Raw genomic sequence first — 22,868 nt, 5'->3', positions numbered from 1 at the left:
GGCAGCGACTCAACGAAACAGAACCCTGCAGCGCCCACCATCTATCCAGAGGCCCGCATCCGGCCCCGGGCACGCAACACGATTCCGCGCAAGCCCTTGAATTTATTGGGAAGTGGCCGAAAGCTGTAGCATTGATTAAGGCCAATTTTGCGGCCAAAACCCATTTGATTTTGCATAGCTAGTCGGCATCCGAAATTATTTCTGAAGTCGACGGACGGAAAAGGACACCCCGAGTGGTTTTGAAGCTTTCCACTACCTTCTTGCGCACCTTGCGTGAAGATCCGGTTGACGCCGAAGTCGCCAGCCACAAGTTGTTGGTACGCGCCGGTTACATCCGTCGTGCGGCCCCGGGCATCTACACCTGGTTGCCGTTGGGTTTGAAGGTCCTTGCGCGCGTTGAAGCTATTGTTCGCGAGGAAATGAACGCTATCGGCGGCCAGGAAGTCCACTTCCCAGCGCTGCTGCCACGTGAACCTTACGAGCAGACCGGCCGTTGGACCGAATACGGCGAAGGCCTGTTCCGTCTCAAGGACCGCAAAGATGCAGACTACCTCTTGGCACCGACCCATGAGGAAATGTTCACGCTGCTGGTGAAGGATCTGTACAACTCGTACAAGGATCTTCCGGTCTACCTGTACCAGATCCAGAACAAGTACCGCGACGAAGCACGTCCACGCGCGGGCCTGCTGCGTGGCCGCGAATTCATCATGAAGGATTCGTACTCCTTCAACATCGATGATGAAGGCCTGGACGAAGCCTACATGGCTCACCGCGGCGCCTACCTGAAGATCTTCGAGCGCCTGGGTCTGGAAGTTATTCCGGTCTTCGCGCAGGCTGGTGCCATGGGCGGCTCCAAGTCCGAGGAATTCCTGCATCCAACAGCTATTGGCGAGGATACCTTCGTCCGTTCGGCCGGCGGTTACGCAGCCAACGTGGAAGCTGTCACCACCGTAGTGCCAGCGTCCATCGATTACGCCAACGCACCTGCGTTCGAAGTTGTCGATACCCCGGATACCCCGACCATCGAGACGCTGGTTGCCGCGGCCAACGAGCTGCGCCCACGCGAGTCCGGTGTTTGGGAAGCCAAGGACACCCTGAAAAACGTTGTCCTGGCGGTGACCGATCCAGAAGGCAACCGCCAGTTGGTAGTCATCGGTGTTCCAGGCGACCGCCAGGTGGACCTGAAGCGTGTCGAAGCTACCGTGGGTGCCCCGCTGGGCATCATCGGCGAGGTCCAGGTTGAAGCCGCTAGCGGTGAAGACTTGGCCAAGCACCCGGAATTGATTGCCGGCTACATCGGCCCAGGCAACGGCCTGGATCAGGCTGTTCTGGGTACCGAAGGCACCAGCGGCATCACCTACCTGGTTGATCCTCGCGTAGTATCCGGTACCTCGTGGATCACCGGCGCCAACGAAAAGGGCAAGCACGTTTTCGGCTTGGTGGCCGAGCGCGACTTCGGCTTTGACGGCACCATCGAGTCGGTCAACGTGCTAGAGGGCGACCCGGCACCGGACGGCTCGGGCCCATTGCGCACCGAACGCGGTATCGAAATGGGTCATATCTTCCAGCTTGGCCGCAAGTACGCTGAGGCTCTGGATCTGCGGGTCCTGGACCAGAACGGCAAGCTGAAGGTTGTCACCATGGGCTCCTACGGCATTGGCGTCACCCGTGCGGTAGCAGCACTGGCCGAGGCTTACCATGACGAAAACGGTCTGGCATGGCCAAAGCAGGTTGCTCCAGCCGACGTCCACATGGTCGTTACCGGCAAGGACCCAGAGCTGCTTGAGGCTGCTGAGAAGTTGGCCGCAGAACTAGAATCGGCCGGTTTGGAAGTTATCTTGGATGACCGTCCAAAGGTGTCCGCGGGCGTGAAGTTCTCGGATGCCGAACTGATCGGCATTCCAACCATCGTTGTTGTGGGCCGTGGACTTGCTGAGGGCGTAGTTGAGGTCAAGGATCGTGCCACCGGCGAACGCCGCGATGTCAAGGTCGAGGACGTTGTCGCTGAGCTGAGCGCCTAAAAGGCTGTAGCCAATAACTGAATAGGGGAGTAGCGCGGTGCAAGAGTTCTTGGAATTGCTGTCCGTCAACGGTGAACCCGTCTCCTTCTGGCCCCTGGTGTTGCTGCTTCTTGCAGCTTTGGGCGCTGGATGGATTGACGCGGTAGTTGGCGGTGGCGGCCTGATTCAATTGCCCGCGCTGCTTCTTTTCCCCGGCATCACGCCGGTGCAGGCGCTGGCCACGAATAAGCTGGGCTCAATCTTCGGAACGGCTACCAGCGCGGTGACGTACTACCGGCGCACCAGCCCGGATTTGAAGACCGCTATTCCGATGGCATTGACTGCCATGCTCGGTGCCTTCGGCGGAGCTGCGCTGGCCACAATTCTTCCCTCTGGAGCCATTCAGCCCATCATTATCGCAGCGCTCATTGCGGTGCTGCTGTTCACGATCCTGAAGCCCAAAGCCGGGGAGCTGTCGCGCCTGCGCTACGCCGGGCATGGGCATTATCTTCGAGCCATCCTGATTGGGCTGCTGATTGGCGGCTACGACGGGATGATCGGTCCCGGGACTGGATCGTTCTTGATCATCGCCATGGTGACAGTGCTGGGTTACAACTTCTTGCAGTCCTCCGCCAAGGCGAAGATCGTTAACCTTTGCACCAACGCAGGTGCTCTGCTGCTCTTCATCCCCACGGGGCACGTTCTAGTCGCGTTAGGCCTGGCCATGGGCGTGATGAATATGCTCGGAGGCTATCTCGGGGCGCGCATGGCGATCTCCAAGGGCAGCGCCTTTATTCGCATTGTTTTCGTGATCGTCGTTTCGGCACTGATCATCAAGCTCGGCTCGGACCTGATCCTCGCCGGCAAGTGATAGCTTTAGCGGCCGCTAGCTGCTGATGTGTCGATTGGCGGGTATCCGGCGTAGTGCTGGACATGCTGGGGTTCAATGGCATGGACCATGGAACTGGTCGCCATTTGCGCGATCCTGAAAGTCAAGAAGCTGGAACCCATTGCAGTTTTGTAGAGTTGGGAAACCGTAGTGTGGCTTGCCAGCGGATCTACAACCTTCAACGCTGTGCAACCGATGGATACATACAGGAACCACAAATCGTTGTTCTCCGGATCGAGAGTAGCGATCAGAGCTGGCGGCTGGTGCGCGGCCACGAGCGACATGACGTCGTTGACTGTTTCCTCAGGTTGCGCAATGACAATAGGCATGCCTTGGACCCAACCATGTGAACTGAGTTGCGCCCGACCTTGCCTTGAACCGATCACTTCGCTGACCAGTTCTGCTGTCTTCGAACGCATGAATCGACCTGACATTACCCAACCTCCAATTGACGACCTAGCCGCAAGTTGTTAGTTCCCCAATAAGTGGAAGAAAGCGGAGAATCCCGCTCCGTGTTATGGGAGCCAAATTCCGTATCTCAAGCACTTGATATTCACGATAGCCCCTTTCGGCGCGAATATCGAGAGCCAGTGAATAGGAACGAGATTCATATATCTTTGAAATCACTCCATGGCGGAGGAAATGGTGGTCGTTGATAAATTGGTATCGGGTAATACCGCGTAAAACCCGCATGCCATATGCGGGTTATATCTTATAGTGCGGATGGAAATTACGGATCATCCGTGAATTTTAGTGCGCCTCGCGCTGTTTTGGCTGTACCCGAACCGTGCTCTATTTCGACTCAGGGCAATTAGCAGTCGTGATTATTTCGTGATAATTCAACGAAACGTGAAATACGGCTAAATTCTAGCTGAATCCAAAACTATTTCCCGACTTCGCCAGTCTCAAGGATGCGGTATTCCTCATTCGATCCCTGCTGGCCATTGAGAGTCTGGAAAGCGACGGCGGAAATTTTTGCGCCGGCTGCACCATCGCTAACGCCCGCTGCTACGACCAATGCATCAGCAAAATCCCCTTCGGCTTCCGCGGATAGGGCAGCCAGGTCTTCGAGGCCGCCTTTGGGTAGCGCATAGGCGGGTTCACGCAGGTCTGCGCACTGTTCGTCAACGGTCGCACGCAGGCCGCGAAGCTGGCGTCCCAGCTCGCTGCGTCGAGCTTCGATGGCTTCCTTGGCGCTGTCGGCACCACGTGCAGCCGTGAGCTGCAGAACGAAATCTAGTGCATAGCCGCGGTCCAGGGCCCGGGCGACGGCCGTTGGTTCGATGTTCTGCGCTTCGGTGATTTCCTTCGCGGGGTCCAGCAGCTCCTCCTTAGGCAGGCAGGCTACTGGCTGGTCTTTCTGCTCTTCTTCACCCGAGACTGCACTCAGTGGCAAGGCCAAGTCCAAATCACGCTCTTCTCCCAAAGATGCAACAGCGCTGCGGGCGTCCAGATTGATCTGGAAAGCAATCTGGGCCAGCTTCGAATCCCTGGACAGCGACGGTTCTGCGAAGGCAGGCATCACTGACGATGCGTCGGCGACATTCGTGGCAAGCGCAACCAGCGCGTCGGGGGAGAAGCTTTGCGGCAATGCCGCAGGCTCTTGGTCGTCGAAGCGCAATTCACCGAGCACCGCTGACCCCTGCGACAAGGAAGTCGCCAATGCGGATAGCCTCGAAGCGTTATCCTCGGGTGCCAGCTGGGCCATGGCTTGGGCCTGAGATGCCAGGTCTGCCAGCTTTGCTCCGTATTCCCACGTCATGCGGGCATCGGCGCTGGCCTCATTGACCTGTTCGGGCAGGCCCCGCTCCACCAGGGCGCCTCGGAAGATGGTGCTGCCAATGCCCCACGTCACGGCAACGGCAACTGCACCAGCCAGTACCGGAGCAATCCAGCCTGGAGCGCGGCGTACTTGCCTGTCGGTGCGACGGGCGGAATGGGGCGATTTTTCAGTCATAGCGTTTCGATCATGCCATGATCAATGCAGGTAAAGAGGGCAATAGCGGTGTCGAGCGCCACGATGGATAGAAAATGGGCGTGAGTTCCTTCACCTGTGCCCGTTTAGATGTTCTCAATGAGCGGAACGCAATATAGGCTTAACGGACAACATCGAATAGCGTGGGAGGATATCCATGACCGGAATGCCGGCCGATACCGAACAGGAAGCGCAGCGTCTGACTGCATTGCTCTCCAAGGAAGTAGAATCCCACGGGCTTCTCCTGGAGGAAGTCGCCTTGCGTCCCTCCGGCAAGCAGATGATCGTGCAGATCATCGTCGACAAGGCCGACGGTCACGAAACGCTGACTCTCGATGAACTTGGTGAAGTTACCACCACCATCTCCAACGCTCTGGACAAGGACGCCGTCTACGCATCGTCGGCTCCTTACGAACTCGAAGTCAGTTCCCCAGGACTCTCCCGCCCATTGACTGCCCAGCGCCACTGGATCCGCGCCCTCAACCGCATGGTCAAGATTTCGCTGGCCGACGGCACGAAGCTTCGCGGGCGCCTGCTTGAGGTCAACGACGGCGACGTGTTGATTGCTGAGCACCGCGAGCCGGCCAAGAAGGGCATGAAGGTCAAGGTGCTCGAGCCTGCGGCCTATGCCTTTGAAAATATCCGTAAAGCTGTTGTCGATCCAGAGCTGAACTTCGATGACGCACTATTTGACACTGCCGATACTGAAGATTTGGAGGGCTAAGCGTGGATATCGATCTGAATGCGCTGCGCATCCTGGAAAAAGACCGCGACATCCCAATGGATGTTTTGATTCCGACCATCGAGTCGGCACTGCTGCTGGCTTACAACAAGACCGAAGGCGCCATGCCTGGCGCCCGCGCGCACATTGAGCGCAGCAACGGCCATGTGGCGATCCTGGTAGAGGACCGCGACAACGCCGGCGTGCTGCTGGGCGAATTCGACGACACCCCGCACGGTTTCGGCCGCATCGCCGCCTCCACCGCCCGCCAGGTAATCATGCAGCGCCTGCGTGAAGCTGAAGATGCGCAGGTTGTCGGCGAGTTCGCAGCCCGCGTTGGCACCCTGATCTCCGGCGTCATCCAGCAGGGCTACTCCTCGCATATGGTGCAGGTCAAGATCGGTGATCTGGAAGCGCTGCTGCCACCAGTTGAGCAGTCCCCAGGCGAGAAGTACCAGCACGGAAACCGCCTGCGCGCCTACGTTGTTTCCGCTGAGCGCGGCAACAAGGGCCCAGCCGTTACCCTGTCCCGTTCCCACCCGAACCTGGTTCGCCTGCTGTTCGAAATGGAAGTTCCAGAAATCGCTGACGGCACCGTCACGGTCGAGGCACTGGCTCGTGAAGCTGGCCACCGTACCAAGATTGCTGTGCGCGCAACCAAGGCCGGTGTCAACGCCAAGGGCGCTTGCATCGGTGAAATGGGAACCCGCGTGCGCGCCGTGATGAACGAACTGAACGACGAGAAGATCGACATCGTTGACTACAACGAGGATCCAGCGAAGTTCATCGCCGCGGCCCTGTCTCCATCGAAGGTCGTCTCGGTAGAGATCCTGGACGAAGCCGAACGCCGTGCTCGCGTGGTTGTTCCCGACTCCCAGCTCTCGCTGGCAATCGGCAAGGAAGGCCAGAACGCTCGCCTTGCTGCCAAGTTGACCGGCTGGCGCATTGACATCCTGGCTGCCTCGGGCGGCAAGGAACCGCAGCTCTAAGCAGCTGCGGGAAATAATTCCAGTTCAGCGTGTTGGAAGCCTAGCTGCGTGTGAGCCACAACTCATGCGTGCTATGGCGTCCAAACGCGCTAGACTAGTAGATGGCTCGTAATAACTAGGGAAGGTGGCGACGGCGCTCGCATGAAGCTGCATCAGCAACGCACGTGCATTGGCTGTCGAACCGTAACCAGTAAAAATGAGCTGCTCCGTTGGGTCCTGAAAGACGGTACACCGCTGCATGCGGTGAGTTTGGATCAACAGGGTTCCGCTTCCGGGCGGGGCACTTGGACCCACGGGACCGAAAAGTGTGTGCAGCAAGCGGTGCAGCGCCGGGCGTTCGCGCGGGCCTTCAGGTCTGCGGTAGACGATTCGCAGGTGCTGCAGGAATTCACTGCATACGAAGATCAGCTGGCAAGCAACCAGCTATCTGGCAAACATGATGAAAGCGGGTCAGAAATCTGATGGCAACCCGATGAGTCGGCAATGCTGAGCGCACAACGATGAACAATCAGTTCTGCGTGATCCACCGTGCGACGGAAGAATTTCACGAATTACACAGCTGATCTGCCAGACCGCTGATCTAAAGATTTATCTTTTGATACCGGGGTTTGAGCAGATCACATCGACACAGGAGAGATGTGGCTAAACCCCGCGTTCACGAGCTCGCTAAAGAGCTCGGAATCACTTCAAAAGAAGCACTAACCAAGTTGCAGGACATGGGCGAATTCGTTCGCTCGGCATCCTCGACCGTTGAACCGCCAGTAGCGCGCAAGCTGCGCGACGCATTCCCAGGTTCCAACGGTGCCGCTAAGCCAGCAGCTGCTGCCAAGCCAGCCGCCGCCAAGCCAGCGACCCCTGGAGCACCGAAGTCGGCTTCCAAGCCGGCTGCTACCCCAGGTGCCTCGGCCCCGAAGCCAGGCGTTAAGCCAGCTGCGGCAGCTCCGGCTCCTGCAGCCCCAGCTGCCCCAGCCGCACCTGCGGCGCCTGCAGCTCCGGTCGCGAAGGCAACCCCTGGCGCTCCATTGCCAGGTGCAGCCCCGGCACCGAAGCCAGGTGCCAAGCCAGCTCCGAAGCCAGGTGCTCCACGCCCAGGCAACAGCCCGTTCTCTTCCCAGCAGGGTATGCGCGGCGCTGAGTCCGGCGAACGCCGTGGTGGCGGCAACCGCGAAGGCGGTCGTGCCCCACGTCCAGGCGCACCTCGTCCGGGCGGTCCACGCCCAGGCAACAATCCGTTCTCCTCGCAGCAGGGTATGCGCGGCGAAGGCGGCCAGGGCGGTCCTCGCCCACCACGCGACGGCCAGCGCGGTCCACGCCCAGCAGGTGCCGGCGGTCCACGTCCGGCTCGTGACGGCCAGGGCGGTCCACGTCCGGCACGTGACGGCCAGCGCGGTCCACGTCCAGCAGGTGCCGGCGGTCCACGCCCAGCAGGCCAGGGCGCTCCACGCCCAGCCGGCGCAGGTGGCCCACGCCCAGCAGGTGCCGGCGGTCCACGCCCAGGTGCTGGCGCAGGTACCACTGCAACCCCGCGCATGATGCCTAACCGCACCGATCGTCCAGCGCCAGCAGGCGGCGGACGTCCAGGTGCAGGTGCCGGCGGCCGCGGTCGCCCAGGTGGCGGCAGCGGTGGCGGCAGCGGTACCGGTGGCGGCTTCCGCCCAGGTGCACCACGCGGTCGCGGTGGCGTTGGCGGTGCTTTCGGCAAGGGAGGCGCCGGTCGCGGCAAGCAGCGCAAGTCCAAGCGCGCAAAGCGCCAGGAATTGGAGCAGATGAGTGCTCCGTCATTGGGCGGCGTGAATGTTCCACGCGGCAACGGCGACACCGAGATCCGTCTGCGCCGCGGCGCGTCGATCACCGACTTCGCTGACAAGATTGGCGCGAACCCAGCAGCACTGGTGACCGTACTGTTCCACCTCGGTGAAATGGCTACCGCCACCCAGTCGCTGGATGAGGCAACCTTCGAGGTGCTCGGCGAAGAGCTGGGCTACAAGGTGCTTGTCGTCTCCCCTGAGGACGAAGACAAGGAACTGCTCGAAGGCTTCGGCCTGGACCTGGATGCCGAACTTGAGGCTGAAGGCGAAGACGTGCTTGAAGAGCGCGCCCCAGTCATCACCATCATGGGCCACGTCGACCACGGTAAGACCCGACTGCTGGATGCTATCCGCAAGTCGAACGTTATCGAGGGCGAGCATGGCGGCATCACCCAGCACATCGGTGCGTACCAGATCAACCACATCCATGAGGGCCGCGATCGCGCAATGACCTTCATCGATACCCCGGGCCACGAGGCGTTCACCGCCATGCGTGCCCGTGGTGCCGAGGTCACTGACGTGGCCGTGCTGGTTGTCGCCGCGGATGACGGCGTCATGCCGCAGACCGTGGAAGCACTGAACCACGCACAGGCTGCCGGCGTGCCGATCATCGTCGCAGTGAACAAGATCGATAAGGAAGGCGCCAACCCTGACAAGGTCATGGGCCAGCTGACCGAATACGGTTTGGTTCCAGAAGAATACGGTGGCGACACCATGTTCGTGAAGGTTTCGGCACTGCAGAAGCAGGGCATCGACGAGCTGCTGGACGCTGTCCTGCTGACCTCGGACGTGCTTGAGCTCAAGGCCAACCCGGACAAGTCCGCTCGTGGCGTGGCCATTGAAGCGAACCTGGATAAGGGCCGCGGTTCGGTTGTTACCGTCCTGGTCCAGTCCGGTACCCTCTGCGTTGGCGACACCATGGTGGTAGGCACCGCCCACGGCCGCGTGCGTGCAATGTTCAACGAGAACGGCGAAAACCTCGACGTGGCACTGCCATCGCGTCCGGTACAGGTCCTGGGCATGTCCTCGGTCCCGCGTGCTGGCGACGGCTTCCTGATCACCGAAGACGAGCGCACCGCCCGCCAGATCGCTGACAAGCGCGAAACCGCAGAGCGCAACGCAATGCTGGCCAAGCGCCGCAAGCGCATCACCTTGGAAGACTTCGACAAGGCTGTTGCCGATGGCAAGATCGATACCCTGAACCTGATCCTCAAGGGTGACGCTTCCGGTGCTGTTGAAGCACTGGAAGACTCGCTGATGAAGATCGAGGTCGGCGACGATGTGCAGCTGCGCGTGATCCACCGCGGTGTCGGTGCGATCACCCAGAACGACGTCAACTTGGCAACCGTGGACAACGCCATCATCATTGGCTTCAACGTCCGCCCAGCCGAGCGCGTGGCAGAACTGGCCGACAAGGAGGGCGTCGACATGCGCTTCTACTCGGTCATCTACTCCGCTATCGACGACATCGAGAATGCGCTCAAGGGCATGCTCAAGCCGGAGTTCGAAGAAGTGGCCCTCGGCACCGCCGAGATCCGCATGGTCTTCCGCTCCTCGAAGTTCGGCAACATTGCCGGTTCGATCATCCGCTCGGGCACCATCAAGCGCAACACCAAGGCTCGCCTGGTACGCGACGGCAACGTCGTGGGCGACAACCTGAACATCGATTCGCTGCGCCGCGAAAAGGACGATGTCACCGAGGTCCGCGAGGGCTTCGAATGCGGTATCGGCCTGGGGTCGTTCAACGACATCAAGGAAGGCGACATCATCGAGACCTTCGAGATGCGCGAAAAGCCACGCGACTAATTGCCGACAAGCAATTAGCAGTGTGACTCACTGATTCGTGGGCGTTTGACCGATAAGCTTTGGTCAAGCGCCCACGAGTTTTGAACCATTAGGAGAAAACCATGGCTGATTCAGCCCGCGCCGCACGCCTGGCTAAGCGCGTACAGGTCCTCATGGCCCAGTCGCTGCGCAACGTCATCAAGGACGAGCGCATTGACAACGTCACCGTGACCGACGCTCGCGTCACCAACGACCTGCAGCACGCTACGGTGTACTACACCGTCTTTGGCGATGACGAGATGAAGAAGGACATCGCCACCATGCTGGAAAAGCGTGGCGGTGCCCTGCGCAAGGAATTGGGCCGCAATCTGACCATCCGCCTGACCCCAACGCTGGCATTCGTCGCCGACGAAATCCCCGAGGGTGCCTCGCACCTGGAGGAATTGTTGGCCAAGGCCCGCGAGAAGGACGCCGAGGTTGCAGCTCTGCGCGAAGGCAAGGACTTCGCCGGAGACCAGGACCCGTACAAGAAGGACGAGGACGCCGAAGAAGCCTAAGGGCTTCTGGGCTTCATCCTGACTGGACCAACGCCCCGGCCAGCACGCATTGCGTGCTGGTCGGGGCGTTGTGCGTTGGCCTCGATTACCCTCACAGCGAAGCGCGAATCCCTGCCGAAGGCTGGTCGCCGGGAAGGTGGTGGGATAGCGTGATCAGAAACCGCCGGATCCGACCAAAGGTGCAGCACATGCCAGAATTCACCACAACATTGAGCGCAACCGGCGGGAACAACGTGGGCATCGTGGTTCCCGATGGCATCGTGCTCGGATTCGGCCGCGGCAAGCGCGTGCCGGTCATCGTGTGCATTGACGGGGACTACACGTACCGGAACAGCATTTCCTCCATGCACGGGCAGTTCCTCATTTCCTTCAGCTCCGAGACCCGTGCTGCCACGGGCAAGGGTGCGGGCGATGAAATCAGCGTGAAAGTCGAGCTGGACGAAGAGCCGCGCACCGTCGAAATCCCCGAACCGCTGGCCGTGCTGCTCTCCGCCGAGCCAGAGCTGCTGGACGCCTGGAACAAGCTGTCCTACAGCAAGCAGCGCGGCCACGTGGACCCCATCGTGGCTGCCCGCGGCGAGGACACCAGGACGCGCCGGGTCGAGAAGGTCATCAAGACGCTGCGCAGCCACTAGCCTGCCGGGGCCATGCCCGCTGAGCCAGGAGCTAAGCCAAAGGCGGCGCCCAACAGGCCAGCCAGCCCCGGTCGCAGTCGGCAGCAGTGTGAACAACCCACCGGTGCCCCGGAGCTACTGCACGGTGAATTGCAGGCGCTGCCAGCCGCTGGCGCCATTGGGCACCGGGTTGGCTTTCTCGCTGGTCTGCAGCTTGCCCTGTGCATCATAGGCGCGGACGGTTGCCGAGTGCGTTCCGGGTGCTGCGTCCTTCCATACGAAGCGCCACTGCCGCCAGGTATCCAGCGAGGCTTCGGTCGCCAGTTGGGCATCTGCCCACGGTCCGTCATCGATCTGCACCTGCACACGCGAAATGCCCCGGGTCTGCGCCCATGCAGTTCCGCCCAAGACGACTTCTCCGGCAGGCACCTGGGCGAACGGGCGAGGGGTATCGATGCGGGAAGACATCTTGATTGGACCGCGTTCGGACCAGCCGCGAGTAGTCCAGTAGGCCGCCTTGTCCTGGAACCGCGTCACTTCCAAATCGACCACCCATTTGGTGGCCGACACGTAGCCGTAGAGACCTGGAACCACCATGCGCACCGGGAAACCATGCTCGAAAGGCAGCGGCTCTCCGTTCATGCCGATGGCCAGCAAAGCCATCCGGTCGTCGGTGAGCGCTTGGAGCGGGGTGGAGGCACTGAAACCGTCGTGCGAAGTCGAAAGCACCATATCCGCGCCGGCCTGCGGAACCGCGCGCTCCAGCAGCTTACGCAGCGGGTAGCCCAGCCATTTCGCGTTGCCTACCAGATCGCCGCCGACGGGATTCGACACGCAAGTGAGCGTCAGATAGGTTTCCACGAGTTCTTCGCCCAGCAGCTCGTCGAAGTTCACGGTGAATTCCTTCTCCACCATGCCGTGCACGCGCAGCGACCACTGGTTCGGGTCGATCTGCGGCACCGAAAGCGCGGTATCGATGCGGTAGAAATCCTGGTTGGGAGTCACGAAGCGGGGCATGTCCGCTACTTCTACCTGCACACCTTCGGGCAGGGGTTCCGCCTTGGTCCGGGCCGCAGGCAGGCGCAAGGCCTTGCGTGCGGCGGCCGCCATATTCCGCGATGCCGACAGCGAGGTGGAAACACCGGTGGAGACGGCCGCGGCGGCCAGGGACAGGGCTGCGCCTATCAAGAACTTCCTGCGGCTTGGACCCGTCGCGTTGGCGCCCTCGTCCTGCCTTGGGGCCGCGGCCACAGCCAGCCGGGTCAGCCACTGCAGAAGCCCGATACCGGCGATCGCGCCCAGTACCGTCGGGATGATATCCAGCAGGCTGGTGGAAGCACGAGCGGCCACGGCACTGGAGAGCAGTACGGCCAAGCCGATGATGGCCGTGCAGGCCAGCGCAAAACTTCGCTTGGCGATCAGGCCGATCATCGCCGCCAGGACTGCGGCGGCTGCACCGATGGAAATGAATAACGCCAACTTGTCATTGGTCCCGAAGGTCGCGATGGCGAAGTCCTTGAGCCATGGGGGAGTCAGGTCGATAATGGCTGAACCCAGCGCGAAAAACGGCGAGGATGCATTGTTGAAAAATGCCGAGGCGAATTGGGCCACGGCAAACATGATTGCGGCCGAGCAAATTCCAGCCACCGCGTGGAATACGAGTTTACTGCTGCTGCGCTTCTGCCAAATGCCCACTGCCACTCACCTCATGCGTTGCGGTCCATGTTCCCCTGCAGAATGCAGGGGAACAACTTCTCACAGTGTTTTCGGAACGGGCAGCATTGCGGATTGGAACAGGCTACAAGAACTTCCGCACGCTCACAGCGATTGGACCATGATGGGGTCTGTTGTCGGGGCAGGGGAGCCGGTGGCCGGCTCGACCGTGATCCCGAAGTGCGTGATGCCCTTCATTGGATCCGAAACCATGATCATGCCGTTGGCATCACCGCCGGTGAGCATTCCCGCAGGAACCGCCCCTTCTGCCGAGATCAGCCACAGCTCGTAGCCCTTGTCGCTGGACAGGGCTGGCATGCCCGAGGTGGACACCGCCATCAGGCCTTCGTCGGCAGAATAGGACAGCGTGATTCGCGCGCCGTCGTCCAGTGTCTGCGTTTTCGACTTGGCATCCGGGGCAGCCAGGATCCGGCTGAGCTCTTCTTGATGCGAGGCCATGGCGGCCATCTGGCTTTCCAGCTCGCGCTGCTGGGAATTCTGGTTGATGGCCAAGCCGCCCAGGGCCACCGCTGCGAGCAGCAGGACGCCGGCGGCCAAGGCGAAGAAGCGCTGCGGGCCGCGTTCTGCGCCAGGTTGCGGGGCCTGGTGCGTTGCAGTGGTTTCGGTTTCCCGTTCAGCAGGAGCAGCTGGTTCAGCAGGAGCTATTGGGTCCTGTGCCTGGACGCCGTCGTGATCGAGGGCCGTCTCCTGCACAGGTGCCAATTGCTCGGTAGTGCGGATAGCGGCCATGATGTTGTTCTTCAGCCGGGCCGGAGGATTGACCGGTTGCGCTGACAAGCCGAGCAGTCCAGCAGTTTCCTGCAGGGCATCCAGTTCCCGGCGTGCCAGGGCAGAGTCGGGACCCCCATGCTGGAGGGCTTCGCGTTCCTTGTCTTCCAGAGCATCCAGGGCGAAGCTGTCGGTCAGCTCGTTCTCGTGCTTGTCCATTACGCCGCTCCCATCAGTTCTCGAAGTTTGCCCATTCCATCGCGTATTCGCGTTTTCGCGGTTCCCACCGGTATTTTCAGCAGCTCTGCGACTTCCGTGTGGGTGTATCCGCCGAAGTAGGCCAGGTGTATCGCCTCGCGTTGCGGGGCGGTGAGCCGCTGCAGGGCTTGGGCTACGCGCATGGTCTCGTCGTGCAAGATGGCATTCTCTTCCACGTCGTCGTAGCTGTCCTGGAATTCCTTGATTCCAACGCGCAAATCCCGGTCCTGGCTCGCTTGGCTTGCTCGCACCCGGTCGACGGCCCGGCGGTGGGCAATAGTCAGCAGCCATGATGCTGCCGTGCCACGCGCCGGATCAAAGCGCCTTGCCTGTTGCCACGCTTCGACAAACACTTCCTGGGTGACTTCTTCGCTCTGTGCATTATCGCGAAGCACCCGCAGCACGAGTCCGAAGACCCGTGAAGCCATGGCATCATAGAGCGATTCGAAGGCAGATTCATCTCCCAGCGCGACCTGTTGCAGCAGGACGTCTGGCGTTTTCACGGAATCGTCTTCCATGGCATCGAGTCTATTGGAACTCATGAATCCTAGGGTCTCATGCATCTGTGGCTAAGCGGCTATCTGCTGTGGCGTGGCGTTTTGCGAAAAGATCCGTCCAAGGGAACCAGGTTCCCGTTGCACCGGCGAAGGTGATGCCTGGAAGGTATTCCATGCACCACCTTCATGCCAGCGGCCTTGATGATTCTGGCGATACTACTTCTTTGCCGGTGGCATCAGGACGGTGTCCACCAGGTACACGGTTGCGTTGGCGGTCTGCACGCCGCCGCAGATGACCGAAGCCCCGTTGACTTCCAGATCGTCGCCGCTACCGGTGACTTCCACCTCTTCGCCCTGGACCGTTGCGTGGGTTCCGGGAAGATCATCTGGTGCAATCTGGCCGGAAACGACGTGGTAGGTCAGGATGCTGGTCAGGGTGTCGGCATCCTTGGCAACTGCGGACAGGTCATCCTTCGGGATTGCCGCGAAGGCGTCGTCAACCGGTGCGAAGACGGTGAATTCGCCGCCATTGAGGGTATCGACGAGATCGACATCAGGATTCAGCTCACCGGAGACTGCAGAAGTCAGGGTGGTCAGCAGCGGGTTGTTCGAGGCAGCGACGGCCACTGGATCCTGGGCCATTCCGGCTACCGAGCCATCACCGGTCGGGACTGCTTCGGCGTAGGCCGCGCAACCCTTGCCCACAAGATTGCTTGCTGGATCCATTGCCGATTCGCTGGCCATGGGCGAGCTGCTTTCCGAGGCGGACGCCGTGGGCGATTCCATGGTTTCCGAACCGGTCGAGCAGGCGCTCAGTCCCATGGCGGCGACTGCGATGAGCCCGAATGCTCCAGCGACTTTGCTGTATGTGCGCTTCATGATTTTCTCCTTGCTTCGCCGCGACTGATGTCGTCGGTCCTTTTCCTGTCCGTGCGGATCAGGTTGTCAATGAGCATTCGGGGCAGGTTGCCCGACGGATTGGATTCTCTTGGAAATTTTTTTTGCGTCTTGCTGGCAGGCCGTGAAGCTGCCGGATCCGCGGGCTGGCGGGCCCGGTCCCGGAGCATTGCCGGCTCATGGAAATAGGCTGCAAGTGGGATCTGCCACGCTTGGAACCAGCGACAGCCTTATTCTCTGCACAAGCCATATACTGGAAGGCGTGAGTAAAGCCGGTCAGAACACGCAAGAGCAGGCCTCAGGCCTCGTATTAGTCGACAAAGAGCAGGGAATGACCTCCCACGATGTGGTCGGTCGCATCCGCAGACTTGCAGGGACTCGAAAAGTCGGCCACGCAGGCACCCTGGACCCCATGGCCACCGGCGTGCTGGTTATCGGCGTGAACAAGGCAACCCGGCTGCTGACCTACATCGTCGGCCACGACAAGACCTACACCGCCACCATCCGGCTGGGGCAGAACACCGTCACGGACGATGCCGAAGGCGAAATCATTTCCGAGCGCATCGCCGCAGCGGTCAGCGACGAAGACATCGAGCGCGAGATCGCCCAGCTGCGCGGAGACATCGAGCAGATCCCGAGCTCGGTCTCGGCCATCAAGGTCGATGGCAAGCGTTCCTACGCTCGCGTGCGCGCTGGCGAACAGGTAGAACTCAAGGCCCGCCCGGTCACCATTTCGCGGTTCGAGATCCATGAGGTGCGCCGCGAAAACGGCGGCAAGATCCTCGACGTCGACGTCACGGTATCGTGCTCTTCTGGAACCTACATCCGGGCGTTGGCCCGCGACCTGGGCGAAGCATTGAACGTTGGCGGGCACCTGACGGCGCTGCGCCGTACCGAGGTGGGCCCATACAAGATCGAGCTCACCCGCACCCTGGAGCAGCTGGCCGGGGAATTCGAGATTCTCCCAATCGAAAAGGCTGCTGCCGCGCTGTTCCCGAACCGCACGGTCAGCGTCGACGAAGCCGTGGAATTGTCTTTCGGCCGCACCATCCCCGCCTCGCATCTGGGCATGGACATTGCCGAAGGCCAGACCGTTGCGGCTTTCGCTCCCAATGGCGTGCTGGTCGCACTGCTGGAAGACAAGGGCGACAAGGCGCGTACGGCCTTGGTCTTCACCGCTAAGTAATCCCGAAAGGAACTGGCTTGATTGCCGTCAATGGATTCTTCATCGCCGGAGCGGTGGTCTGCGCACTGGCATTGCTGGTGGCAGTTATCGCAACCGCTATCCGCAAGCACCCGGATGACTGGGCGCTGATCGGTGCGGTGGCCACCGAGCTTTTCCTGATTGCCTACGGCATCGCGGCCGCGATCCGCCAGGTCGGGGGAAATGCGGTGCAAGGCGACCCGGTGGAATTCTGGGGCTACTTCATCACAGCGCTGATCATGCCGCCGGTGGCCTTCTTCTGGGCGATCAGCGAGAAGAGCCGTTGGTCCAACGCCGTGCTGGCCGCGTCGGCCGCCGTCACCTTCGTAATGGTGTTCCGCATGGAACAGATCTGGCAGTAGGAGTACTCACATGGGTGAAAAGCCGCGAAATTCGCGAATCATGCAGGCCGCTCAGGCGCGCAGCACCAATAAGGCCCCCAAGCCAAGCCGGTCCACCGGACTGGGCCGGGTGATCATTGCCGTGTACGGCATCCTCGCCCTGGCGGCGAGCGTGCGCGCGGTGTACCAGATCATGAGCAAATTCGACGAAGCGCCGATAGCCTACAGCCTGTCGCTGTTTTCTGGCCTGGTCTATATCCTTGCCACATTCTCGCTGTCTTCAGCCAAGCGTGGTGCCTGGCTGGTTTCGCTCTGGGCGGTAGCCGTTGAATTGGCAGGCGTGATCGTGGTCGGCATCTTGTCGCTGACCCACCCCGAAGACTTCGCCCATCCATCGGTGTGGAGCGGTTTCGGCGAAGGATACGGCTACGTTCCACTGGTGCTGCCGATTGTCGGCTTGTGGTGGCTGTACCGTAACCGTAATGAGCGTCACGCCTAAAGACGTGCAAGAATTACCACGGTGGGTTTTCCATCCACCGCAGCAGAATTTCTGAAGGAGCAAAGTGCACTATTGGAAGGGCTTGGATGCCGTCCCCGCGGATATGGCTCCCACTGTCGTGACCATTGGCAACTTTGATGGTGTCCACCTGGGCCATTGCGAGGTGCTGGATGCAGCTGTCGCGCAGGCCAAAGCACGCTCGGCTCAATCGGTAGCGATCACTTTCGACCCGCACCCGGCGCTGGTGCACCGTCCCGATGATGCTCCTGAATTGATCATGGGTCTGGCTGACCGCGTGGACACCTTGGCCAGCGTTGGCCTGGATGCCACGCTGATGATCCACTACACCCTGGAATTCGCGGACCAGAGCGCTGAAGAGTTCGTTCGCTCCATCATCGTAGAGAAGCTGAATGCCGTGGCCGTTGTGGTCGGGCATGATGTGCGTTTTGGCCGCGGCAATTCCGGGGACTTCAGCTACATGCAGGAACTGGGCACCAAATACGGTTTTGAAGTCATAGGTGTCGAAGACGTAGGGGACAAGCGCCGCTTGTCCTCGACCTGGGTCCGTGAAGAACTAGCCGCCGGCAATGTCGAAGCTGCCGCCGCGATCCTCGGCCGGCCGCATCGCATGCGCGGTGAAGTAGTCCATGGCCATGCCCGTGGGCGCGAGCTGGGATTTCCCACCGCGAATCTGGACACCGAAGCCACTGGCATCATCCCCGCCGATGGGGTCTATGCCGGCTGGGTGATCGACGAGGCCGAGGTGCGTTGGCCAGCAGCAATTTCCGTCGGGTCGAACCCCACCTTCGATGGCGTCTCCCGAGTGGTTGAAGCCCACGTGATTGACCGCCCCGAAGAAGGCGTGGAAGATTTCGATCTGTACGGACAGCAGATTGTCGTTGAGTTCATTTCCCACCTGCGTCCGATGGTTGCCTACCGCGGCATCGAAGCCCTCATTGAGCAGATGACCGAGGACGTTGACCAGGCCCGTGCGGTGCTGGCTATAGAACGCCACTAGGAATCATGGCTGAGATACCATCATTGCCGCAGCGGGCCTTCGTCGTGGGCGCCCAGCGCCGCGACGAATTAGCTTCCGCTTTCCAAGCCGACGCTGAAAGCTATGACAAGATCCGTCCTTCCTATCCGCAGGAAGCCTTGGAATTCACGCTGCAGCACCGACCGGTGAGTGCCATTGACATCGGTTGCGGTTCGGGGATCTTCACCGAACAGCTCATCGGTGCAGGCCTGGAAGTCAGGGCCGTAGACCCATCGGCAGAAATGCTCTCGGTCCTGTCCAAGCGGCTGCCAGCGGTCGAGGTAACCTGCGCCGCAGGTGAAGCGACCGGCTTGGAGGCCGATAGCGCTGGCCTGGTGACCTATGCCCAGGCATGGCACTGGGTGGACCACCCTCAAGCCAGTGCCGAAGCGGCCCGATTGCTCCATGATGGCGGTTGGCTCACCCTGCTGTGGAATCAGCTGGATGTCGCCATTCCCTGGGTTCACCGCTTGGCACGCATCATGCATGCCGGCGATGTGCACCGGCCCGAGCTGGAGCCGCCGTTGGGACCGCAGTTCCAGAAGGCGGAGCATGGCATCTGGCATTGGTCCATGGAACTGGATTTCCACGAGATCGTCGAGCTGACCAAATCCCGCAGCTACTACCGCAAGTCTTCAGAGACTACCCGCGCCAAGGTGGAAGCGAACTTGGCCTGGTATTGGCAGGAGCATCTGGGGCACGAGCAGGACGCAAAGGTGCAGGTGCCCTATCTCACCCATGCCTGGAGGTCCCGCCGGCGCACCCGTCGGTGATATGATTGACGATGGTTCTCGCTGCAGTCCGCGGTTGCGAGTTTCCGCCGTGAGCGTCTCGACGTTCGCACCGACTTATGAACGCGGTCCAACTCTAGGAGTTTGTTATGGCATTGGATGCCACTATCAAGAACGAAATCATCAAGGCTTACGCTACCCACGAGGGTGACACCGGTTCGCCTGAGGTTCAGATTGCCGTCATGTCCCGCCGTATTTCGGACCTGACCGAGCACCTGAAGATGCACAAGCATGATCACCACACCCGCCGTGGCCTGATGGCTCTGGTTGGTCGTCGTCGTCGTATGCTCGGCTACCTGAAGAACACCGACATCGAGCGTTACCGTTCGCTGATCGAGCGTCTGGGCCTGCGCAAGTAGTCCTCTGCTTCAGAGCAAGAAATTCCCCGTCTCCGCTTCAGGAGTCGGGGATTTTTCTTTGCCTCCGGACCTTGGCAACGCCGTTCATGTGTTCGCTATTTGCCGGCACGAATCAAGATCAGTAATCGACAGAGGCAAGAATCGGATGAATTCCTGCTCTCCCAAGCTCATCCCGCAGGCAAGCACATGACGGAACAGGCGTCGGAGCGACCTTGGACGCACCCGCTAAGGTTTCCCCGGATTAAATTCCGCCCCGAATATCTCGGTATCTGACCTTCCTGTGGAGCCACGTACCGTTGGGCTAAGGCTAATGAGCCATCCCGCGACATTTTCCGAAACCTGAAGGTCACTTTGACCTCAGGTTTCTTCTCGTTTCTCCAGTTTTCCATGCCCTTTCCGAGGCGCCGCCGAAGTGGTTGCATGGCTACCAAGCACGGAAAAAGCGCGAAATAGAGGGGAACAGGGATGAATAATTTCAAACGGTTGAACTTTCGTAGCATGGGCACGGCGGCGGGGCTGACGGCAGCAGCGTTCTTTTTAGCCTCATGCACTGCGTCAGCTCACGGCACGGATCTTGAGAACCCTGACGGCACAATAACCGTCCGCTACGAAGGAAGCGCCAATACCGTGATCCTTCCGGAGCTGGCTGAAGACCTGGGCTACCTTGACGGTGTGTCCTTGGAATGGGTTGGCAACAACTCCAGCGGGCCCTCGGCGATCCAGAACACGGCCACCGGTGCCACCGAGATCGGCAGCGCGTTCTCCGGAGCAGTGGTGAAGCTGCAGGAAGCTGGATCGCCTGTCACCGCGGTGGTCTCATCCTATGGTTCCAATGCAGACTACTTTGTCGGGTTCTACACGAGCGAAGACAGCGGCATCGAAGAACCGAGGGACCTCATTGGCAAGACAATTGCAGTCAATACTTTGGGCGCTCATTCTGAAGCGGTCGTTAGCAGCTATCTGAAATCCGAAGGCCTGACGCCGCAAGAGATCGAGCAGGTGCAGCTGGTCGTTTTGCCACCTACCGACACCGCACAAGCTGTTCGCACCCATCAGGTCGACGTTGGCGCTCTTTCCGGGGCTTCCCAAGTGCATGCAGTGAAGCAAGGCGGCTTGCGAGAAGTTTTCAGGGACACGGAAGTCTTCAGCAACTTTGATGCCGGAGAGTACGTCCTTCGGGATGATTTCATCGCTCAATACCCTGAAGCAGCGCATTCCCTGGCCACTGGCATTGCCAAAGCAGCGGACTGGGCTTCGACGCATCCGCGCGAAGAGGTCATCAAGAGATTCACCGCAATCGTTGAATCCAGGGATCGCGGAGACGACGTTGAATCCCTGCAGTACTTCAACGGCTATGGCTTGGGCGAACACGCAGCCATCGAAGACGAGGACTTCAGCAGATGGGCGCAATGGCTCAACGATGCGGGGATTATCGAAGGAGAAATCACCCCCAGCGAGTACTACACCAACGAATTCAACGACGTCGCAAACGAAGGGCAGTAATCGCGCATGTCTACCATTGAGATCAAGAACTTGGGCAAGAAATTCCTCCGCTCCGGATCGAGTGAAGATACTGCCGTCACGGCCATTGAATCACTGGATCTCCGGATCCAGGACGGAGAATTCTTCACCCTTGTCGGCCCCAGCGGATGCGGCAAATCCACTCTTCTGGATATCTTGGCCGGGTTGGCCGCGCCAACTTCGGGCGAAGTTCTCGTTGATGGCGAGCCGGTTTCCGGTCCCAGCCTGGAACGTTCAGTAGTCTTCCAGCAATACGCGCTCTTCCCATGGCTCACGGCAGTGGCCAATGTCGAGGTGGGGCTGGAGAGCCAGGCCCGTCGCGGTCGGGGACTGGACAAATCGGGAAGGCGGATCCGCGCTAACGAATATCTGCGACTCGTTGGCCTGCAGGGTGTGGAAGACAAGTACCCCCATGAACTATCCGGCGGCATGCGTCAACGCGTGGCCATAGCCCGTGCCTTGGCCCATGAACCCAAGGTGCTGCTGATGGATGAGCCGTTCGCCGCCCTGGATGCCCAAACACGCGAACAACTCCAGGACTTGCTGCTAGATATCTGGAGTCGCACCCGAACCACGATTGTCTTCATTACGCACGGCATCGAAGAAGCCGTGTACCTGGGGCAGCGGGTAGCGGTGATGTCCTCCAAACCCGGACGAATCAAGGAGATCATCAACATTGAACTCGACGGGCGCCACAGTGTTGATGACATCCGCTCGGCTCCCCAATTCAGCGATTACCGCCATCGCATCTGGACGCTGCTTCACGAGTCCGCTCCCAGTGCCGGCAAATCGCCGGTGAGCCACAAGTCGCTCGTTTCTCCAGGAGTACCAGCATGAGCACCTTAGCCGTACCGGACCAGCGCCTGCAGGGCTCCACCGGGGAGTCAAATCGGCCTTCTCCTTTCCTGCGTTTGGCCGGAAGACTGCGGTCAACGCTGTACCGTTCGGGTGCGATCATCGGTTTTCTCCTGGTGTGGGAGCTTGTCCCGCAATTCGTCCTGGAACCATCATCCCGGGTCTTTCTTCCTCCCTTGCATGAAGTACTGCAGGCACTGGGGAAGATGATTGCCTCAGGGGATCTGGGCACGCACATCCTGGCAAGCCTGGGCCGGGCGGCCGTAGGATTCACGCTCGCTGTCCTCATCGGCGTGCCCGTCGGATTGGTCGTCGCGTGGTTCTCGAAAGTCGGCGATTTCCTCAACCCGTTGCTGGAGGTATTCCGAAATACCGCGGCCTTGGCGTTGCTTCCGGTCTTCACGCTCCTTCTCGGTATTGGCGAAGTATCCAAGGTATCGATTGTCGTCTACGCGGCGTTCTTCCCGGTGCTTCTCAACACGATCCTTGGAGCACGCAGCGTAGATCCCTTGCTGATCAGGGCGGCAAAAACCTTGGGGCTCACCAGCTACGAGATCTTCGCGAAAGTTGTCTTGCCCTCGTCCGTACCCATCATCTTTACCGGCGTCCGGATGGCAGGAACGTCGTCCGTGCTGGTGCTCATCGCCGCCGAAATGATCGGCGCCAAGGCTGGACTGGGCTTCCTGATCACCAATTCGCAAGCCAGTTTCCTGATCCCGAAAATGTACGCAGCCATACTCACTGTCGCCATCCTAGGGTTCACGGTCAACGCAGCACTTGTAGCGCTGGAGCGCCACTTCTCGCGCTGGGCTCGCGCCTAGACAATCTTC

The 22,868-nt window shown here is 60.3% G+C and carries 23 protein-coding genes; 17 read left to right on the top strand and 6 right to left on the bottom strand.

What is annotated here, in order from left to right; genetic code table 11:
- Positions 1–233 precede the first annotated feature (233 nt).
- Both ACIQTS_RS07135 and ACIQTS_RS07130 read left to right on the top strand, forming a co-directional pair.
- Positions 234–2,021, top strand: coding sequence for a proline--tRNA ligase (locus ACIQTS_RS07135; RefSeq protein ID WP_402472322.1), 1,788 nt, complete (start codon positions 234–236; stop codon positions 2,019–2,021).
- Positions 2,022–2,058: 37 nt separating this feature from the next.
- On the top strand, positions 2,059–2,871 hold the full coding sequence (locus ACIQTS_RS07130; RefSeq protein ID WP_181148826.1) for a TSUP family transporter: 813 nt from the start codon (positions 2,059–2,061) through the stop codon (positions 2,869–2,871).
- 5 nt (positions 2,872–2,876) lie between these two features.
- Here ACIQTS_RS07130 and ACIQTS_RS07125 read toward each other — a convergent pair whose 3' ends face one another.
- Positions 2,877–3,218: a hypothetical protein gene (locus ACIQTS_RS07125; RefSeq protein WP_400290375.1), complete on the bottom strand. Its 342-nt coding sequence runs from the start codon at positions 3,216–3,218 to the stop codon at positions 2,877–2,879.
- Between the two features lie 554 nt (positions 3,219–3,772).
- The gene (locus tag ACIQTS_RS07120) at positions 3,773–4,846 is read right to left on the bottom strand and encodes a hypothetical protein (protein WP_400290378.1); all 1,074 of its coding nucleotides are present in this window, start codon (positions 4,844–4,846) and stop codon (positions 3,773–3,775) included.
- Positions 4,847–5,021: 175 nt separating this feature from the next.
- On the opposite strand from ACIQTS_RS07120, the gene rimP reads away from it, so the two are divergent.
- From rimP to ACIQTS_RS07090, 6 genes are all read left to right on the top strand, one after another.
- Entirely contained in the window at positions 5,022–5,588 is a 567-nt protein-coding gene (gene rimP / locus ACIQTS_RS07115; RefSeq protein WP_402472318.1) for a ribosome maturation factor RimP, read from the top strand.
- A 2-nt stretch (positions 5,589–5,590) separates the two neighbouring features.
- Positions 5,591–6,574 carry a transcription termination factor NusA gene (gene nusA, locus ACIQTS_RS07110; RefSeq protein ID WP_105661830.1) on the top strand — a complete coding sequence of 328 codons (984 nt, stop codon included), beginning with the start codon at positions 5,591–5,593 and terminating at the stop codon, positions 6,572–6,574.
- A 141-nt stretch (positions 6,575–6,715) separates the two neighbouring features.
- Positions 6,716–7,036 carry a YlxR family protein gene (locus ACIQTS_RS07105; RefSeq protein WP_105657280.1) on the top strand — a complete coding sequence of 107 codons (321 nt, stop codon included), beginning with the start codon at positions 6,716–6,718 and terminating at the stop codon, positions 7,034–7,036.
- A 176-nt stretch (positions 7,037–7,212) separates the two neighbouring features.
- On the top strand, positions 7,213–10,188 hold the full coding sequence (gene infB, locus ACIQTS_RS07100; RefSeq protein ID WP_133832994.1) for a translation initiation factor IF-2: 2,976 nt from the start codon (positions 7,213–7,215) through the stop codon (positions 10,186–10,188).
- A 101-nt stretch (positions 10,189–10,289) separates the two neighbouring features.
- The gene (gene rbfA, locus ACIQTS_RS07095) at positions 10,290–10,724 is read left to right on the top strand and encodes a 30S ribosome-binding factor RbfA (protein ID WP_105657282.1); all 435 of its coding nucleotides are present in this window, start codon (positions 10,290–10,292) and stop codon (positions 10,722–10,724) included.
- Positions 10,725–10,912: 188 nt separating this feature from the next.
- A complete protein-coding gene (locus ACIQTS_RS07090; protein ID WP_402472313.1) occupies positions 10,913–11,359 on the top strand; it encodes a YdeI/OmpD-associated family protein in 447 nt (148 codons plus the stop codon).
- A gap of 114 nt (positions 11,360–11,473) precedes the next feature.
- Here the strand turns inward: ACIQTS_RS07090 and ACIQTS_RS07085 are convergent, their stop codons facing one another.
- The 4 genes from ACIQTS_RS07085 to ACIQTS_RS07070 all read right to left on the bottom strand — a co-directional run bounded on the left by ACIQTS_RS07085 (position 11,474) and on the right by ACIQTS_RS07070 (position 15,414).
- Entirely contained in the window at positions 11,474–12,958 is a 1,485-nt protein-coding gene (locus ACIQTS_RS07085) for a molybdopterin-dependent oxidoreductase (protein WP_105657310.1), read from the bottom strand.
- A 198-nt stretch (positions 12,959–13,156) separates the two neighbouring features.
- Complete coding sequence (locus ACIQTS_RS07080; protein ID WP_400290384.1) at positions 13,157–13,999, bottom strand: anti-sigma factor domain-containing protein; 843 nt, start codon at positions 13,997–13,999, stop codon at positions 13,157–13,159.
- A complete protein-coding gene (sigK, locus tag ACIQTS_RS07075) occupies positions 13,999–14,580 on the bottom strand; it encodes an ECF RNA polymerase sigma factor SigK (protein WP_286134161.1) in 582 nt (193 codons plus the stop codon). The genes ACIQTS_RS07080 and sigK overlap by 1 nt, the downstream gene beginning before the upstream one ends.
- A gap of 171 nt (positions 14,581–14,751) precedes the next feature.
- Positions 14,752–15,414 (bottom strand): fasciclin domain-containing protein, encoded by a 663-nt coding sequence (locus ACIQTS_RS07070; protein WP_105657286.1) that lies wholly within the window; start codon positions 15,412–15,414, stop codon positions 14,752–14,754.
- A 280-nt stretch (positions 15,415–15,694) separates the two neighbouring features.
- Between ACIQTS_RS07070 and truB the strand changes: the two genes are divergently transcribed.
- The 9 genes from truB to ACIQTS_RS07025 all read left to right on the top strand — a co-directional run bounded on the left by truB (position 15,695) and on the right by ACIQTS_RS07025 (position 22,859).
- On the top strand, positions 15,695–16,618 hold the full coding sequence (gene truB, locus ACIQTS_RS07065; RefSeq protein WP_105661834.1) for a tRNA pseudouridine(55) synthase TruB: 924 nt from the start codon (positions 15,695–15,697) through the stop codon (positions 16,616–16,618).
- Positions 16,619–16,635: 17 nt separating this feature from the next.
- Positions 16,636–16,998 carry a hypothetical protein gene (locus ACIQTS_RS07060; RefSeq protein WP_105657288.1) on the top strand — a complete coding sequence of 121 codons (363 nt, stop codon included), beginning with the start codon at positions 16,636–16,638 and terminating at the stop codon, positions 16,996–16,998.
- A 10-nt stretch (positions 16,999–17,008) separates the two neighbouring features.
- Positions 17,009–17,476 (top strand): hypothetical protein, encoded by a 468-nt coding sequence (locus ACIQTS_RS07055; protein WP_181148828.1) that lies wholly within the window; start codon positions 17,009–17,011, stop codon positions 17,474–17,476.
- A gap of 64 nt (positions 17,477–17,540) precedes the next feature.
- Positions 17,541–18,494 carry a bifunctional riboflavin kinase/FAD synthetase gene (locus tag ACIQTS_RS07050; RefSeq protein WP_105657289.1) on the top strand — a complete coding sequence of 318 codons (954 nt, stop codon included), beginning with the start codon at positions 17,541–17,543 and terminating at the stop codon, positions 18,492–18,494.
- A gap of 5 nt (positions 18,495–18,499) precedes the next feature.
- Positions 18,500–19,285 carry a class I SAM-dependent methyltransferase gene (locus ACIQTS_RS07045; RefSeq protein WP_400290388.1) on the top strand — a complete coding sequence of 262 codons (786 nt, stop codon included), beginning with the start codon at positions 18,500–18,502 and terminating at the stop codon, positions 19,283–19,285.
- 107 nt (positions 19,286–19,392) lie between these two features.
- The gene (gene rpsO / locus ACIQTS_RS07040) at positions 19,393–19,662 is read left to right on the top strand and encodes a 30S ribosomal protein S15 (protein ID WP_013348393.1); all 270 of its coding nucleotides are present in this window, start codon (positions 19,393–19,395) and stop codon (positions 19,660–19,662) included.
- 627 nt (positions 19,663–20,289) lie between these two features.
- A complete protein-coding gene (locus tag ACIQTS_RS07035) occupies positions 20,290–21,165 on the top strand; it encodes an ABC transporter substrate-binding protein (protein ID WP_402472303.1) in 876 nt (291 codons plus the stop codon).
- Positions 21,166–21,171: 6 nt separating this feature from the next.
- Positions 21,172–22,020: an ABC transporter ATP-binding protein gene (locus ACIQTS_RS07030; RefSeq protein WP_105658237.1), complete on the top strand. Its 849-nt coding sequence runs from the start codon at positions 21,172–21,174 to the stop codon at positions 22,018–22,020.
- The gene (locus tag ACIQTS_RS07025; protein WP_105658236.1) at positions 22,017–22,859 is read left to right on the top strand and encodes an ABC transporter permease; all 843 of its coding nucleotides are present in this window, start codon (positions 22,017–22,019) and stop codon (positions 22,857–22,859) included. The genes ACIQTS_RS07030 and ACIQTS_RS07025 overlap by 4 nt, the downstream gene beginning before the upstream one ends.
- Positions 22,860–22,868 lie beyond the last annotated feature (9 nt).

The sequence above is a fragment of the Glutamicibacter sp. NPDC090743 genome, assembly GCF_044769125.1.
GTDB lineage: Bacteria > Actinomycetota > Actinomycetes > Actinomycetales > Micrococcaceae > Glutamicibacter.
The sequence above is the reverse complement of the archived record's forward strand: the minus strand, read 5'-3'. Positions and strand labels throughout refer to the sequence as shown.

Bases quoted from the DNA above. Each gene is read 5' to 3' on its own strand.
- ACIQTS_RS07125 (WP_400290375.1), bottom strand. From the start codon at position 3,218: ATGCCTATTGTCATTGCGCAACCTGAGGAAACAGTCAACGACGTCATG.
- ACIQTS_RS07120 (WP_400290378.1), bottom strand. From the start codon at position 4,846: ATGACTGAAAAATCGCCCCATTCCGCCCGTCGCACCGACAGGCAAGTA.
- rimP (WP_402472318.1), top strand. From the start codon at position 5,022: ATGACCGGAATGCCGGCCGATACCGAACAGGAAGCGCAGCGTCTGACT.
- ACIQTS_RS07105 (WP_105657280.1), top strand. From the start codon at position 6,716: ATGAAGCTGCATCAGCAACGCACGTGCATTGGCTGTCGAACCGTAACC.
- rbfA (WP_105657282.1), top strand. From the start codon at position 10,290: ATGGCTGATTCAGCCCGCGCCGCACGCCTGGCTAAGCGCGTACAGGTC.
- ACIQTS_RS07090 (WP_402472313.1), top strand. From the start codon at position 10,913: ATGCCAGAATTCACCACAACATTGAGCGCAACCGGCGGGAACAACGTG.
- ACIQTS_RS07085 (WP_105657310.1), bottom strand. From the start codon at position 12,958: ATGTTTGCCGTGGCCCAATTCGCCTCGGCATTTTTCAACAATGCATCC.
- ACIQTS_RS07080 (WP_400290384.1), bottom strand. From the start codon at position 13,999: ATGGACAAGCACGAGAACGAGCTGACCGACAGCTTCGCCCTGGATGCT.
- sigK (WP_286134161.1), bottom strand. From the start codon at position 14,580: ATGAGTTCCAATAGACTCGATGCCATGGAAGACGATTCCGTGAAAACG.
- ACIQTS_RS07070 (WP_105657286.1), bottom strand. From the start codon at position 15,414: ATGAAGCGCACATACAGCAAAGTCGCTGGAGCATTCGGGCTCATCGCA.
- ACIQTS_RS07055 (WP_181148828.1), top strand. From the start codon at position 17,009: ATGGGTGAAAAGCCGCGAAATTCGCGAATCATGCAGGCCGCTCAGGCG.
- ACIQTS_RS07045 (WP_400290388.1), top strand. From the start codon at position 18,500: ATGGCTGAGATACCATCATTGCCGCAGCGGGCCTTCGTCGTGGGCGCC.
- rpsO (WP_013348393.1), top strand. From the start codon at position 19,393: ATGGCATTGGATGCCACTATCAAGAACGAAATCATCAAGGCTTACGCT.
- ACIQTS_RS07030 (WP_105658237.1), top strand. From the start codon at position 21,172: ATGTCTACCATTGAGATCAAGAACTTGGGCAAGAAATTCCTCCGCTCC.
- ACIQTS_RS07025 (WP_105658236.1), top strand. From the start codon at position 22,017: ATGAGCACCTTAGCCGTACCGGACCAGCGCCTGCAGGGCTCCACCGGG.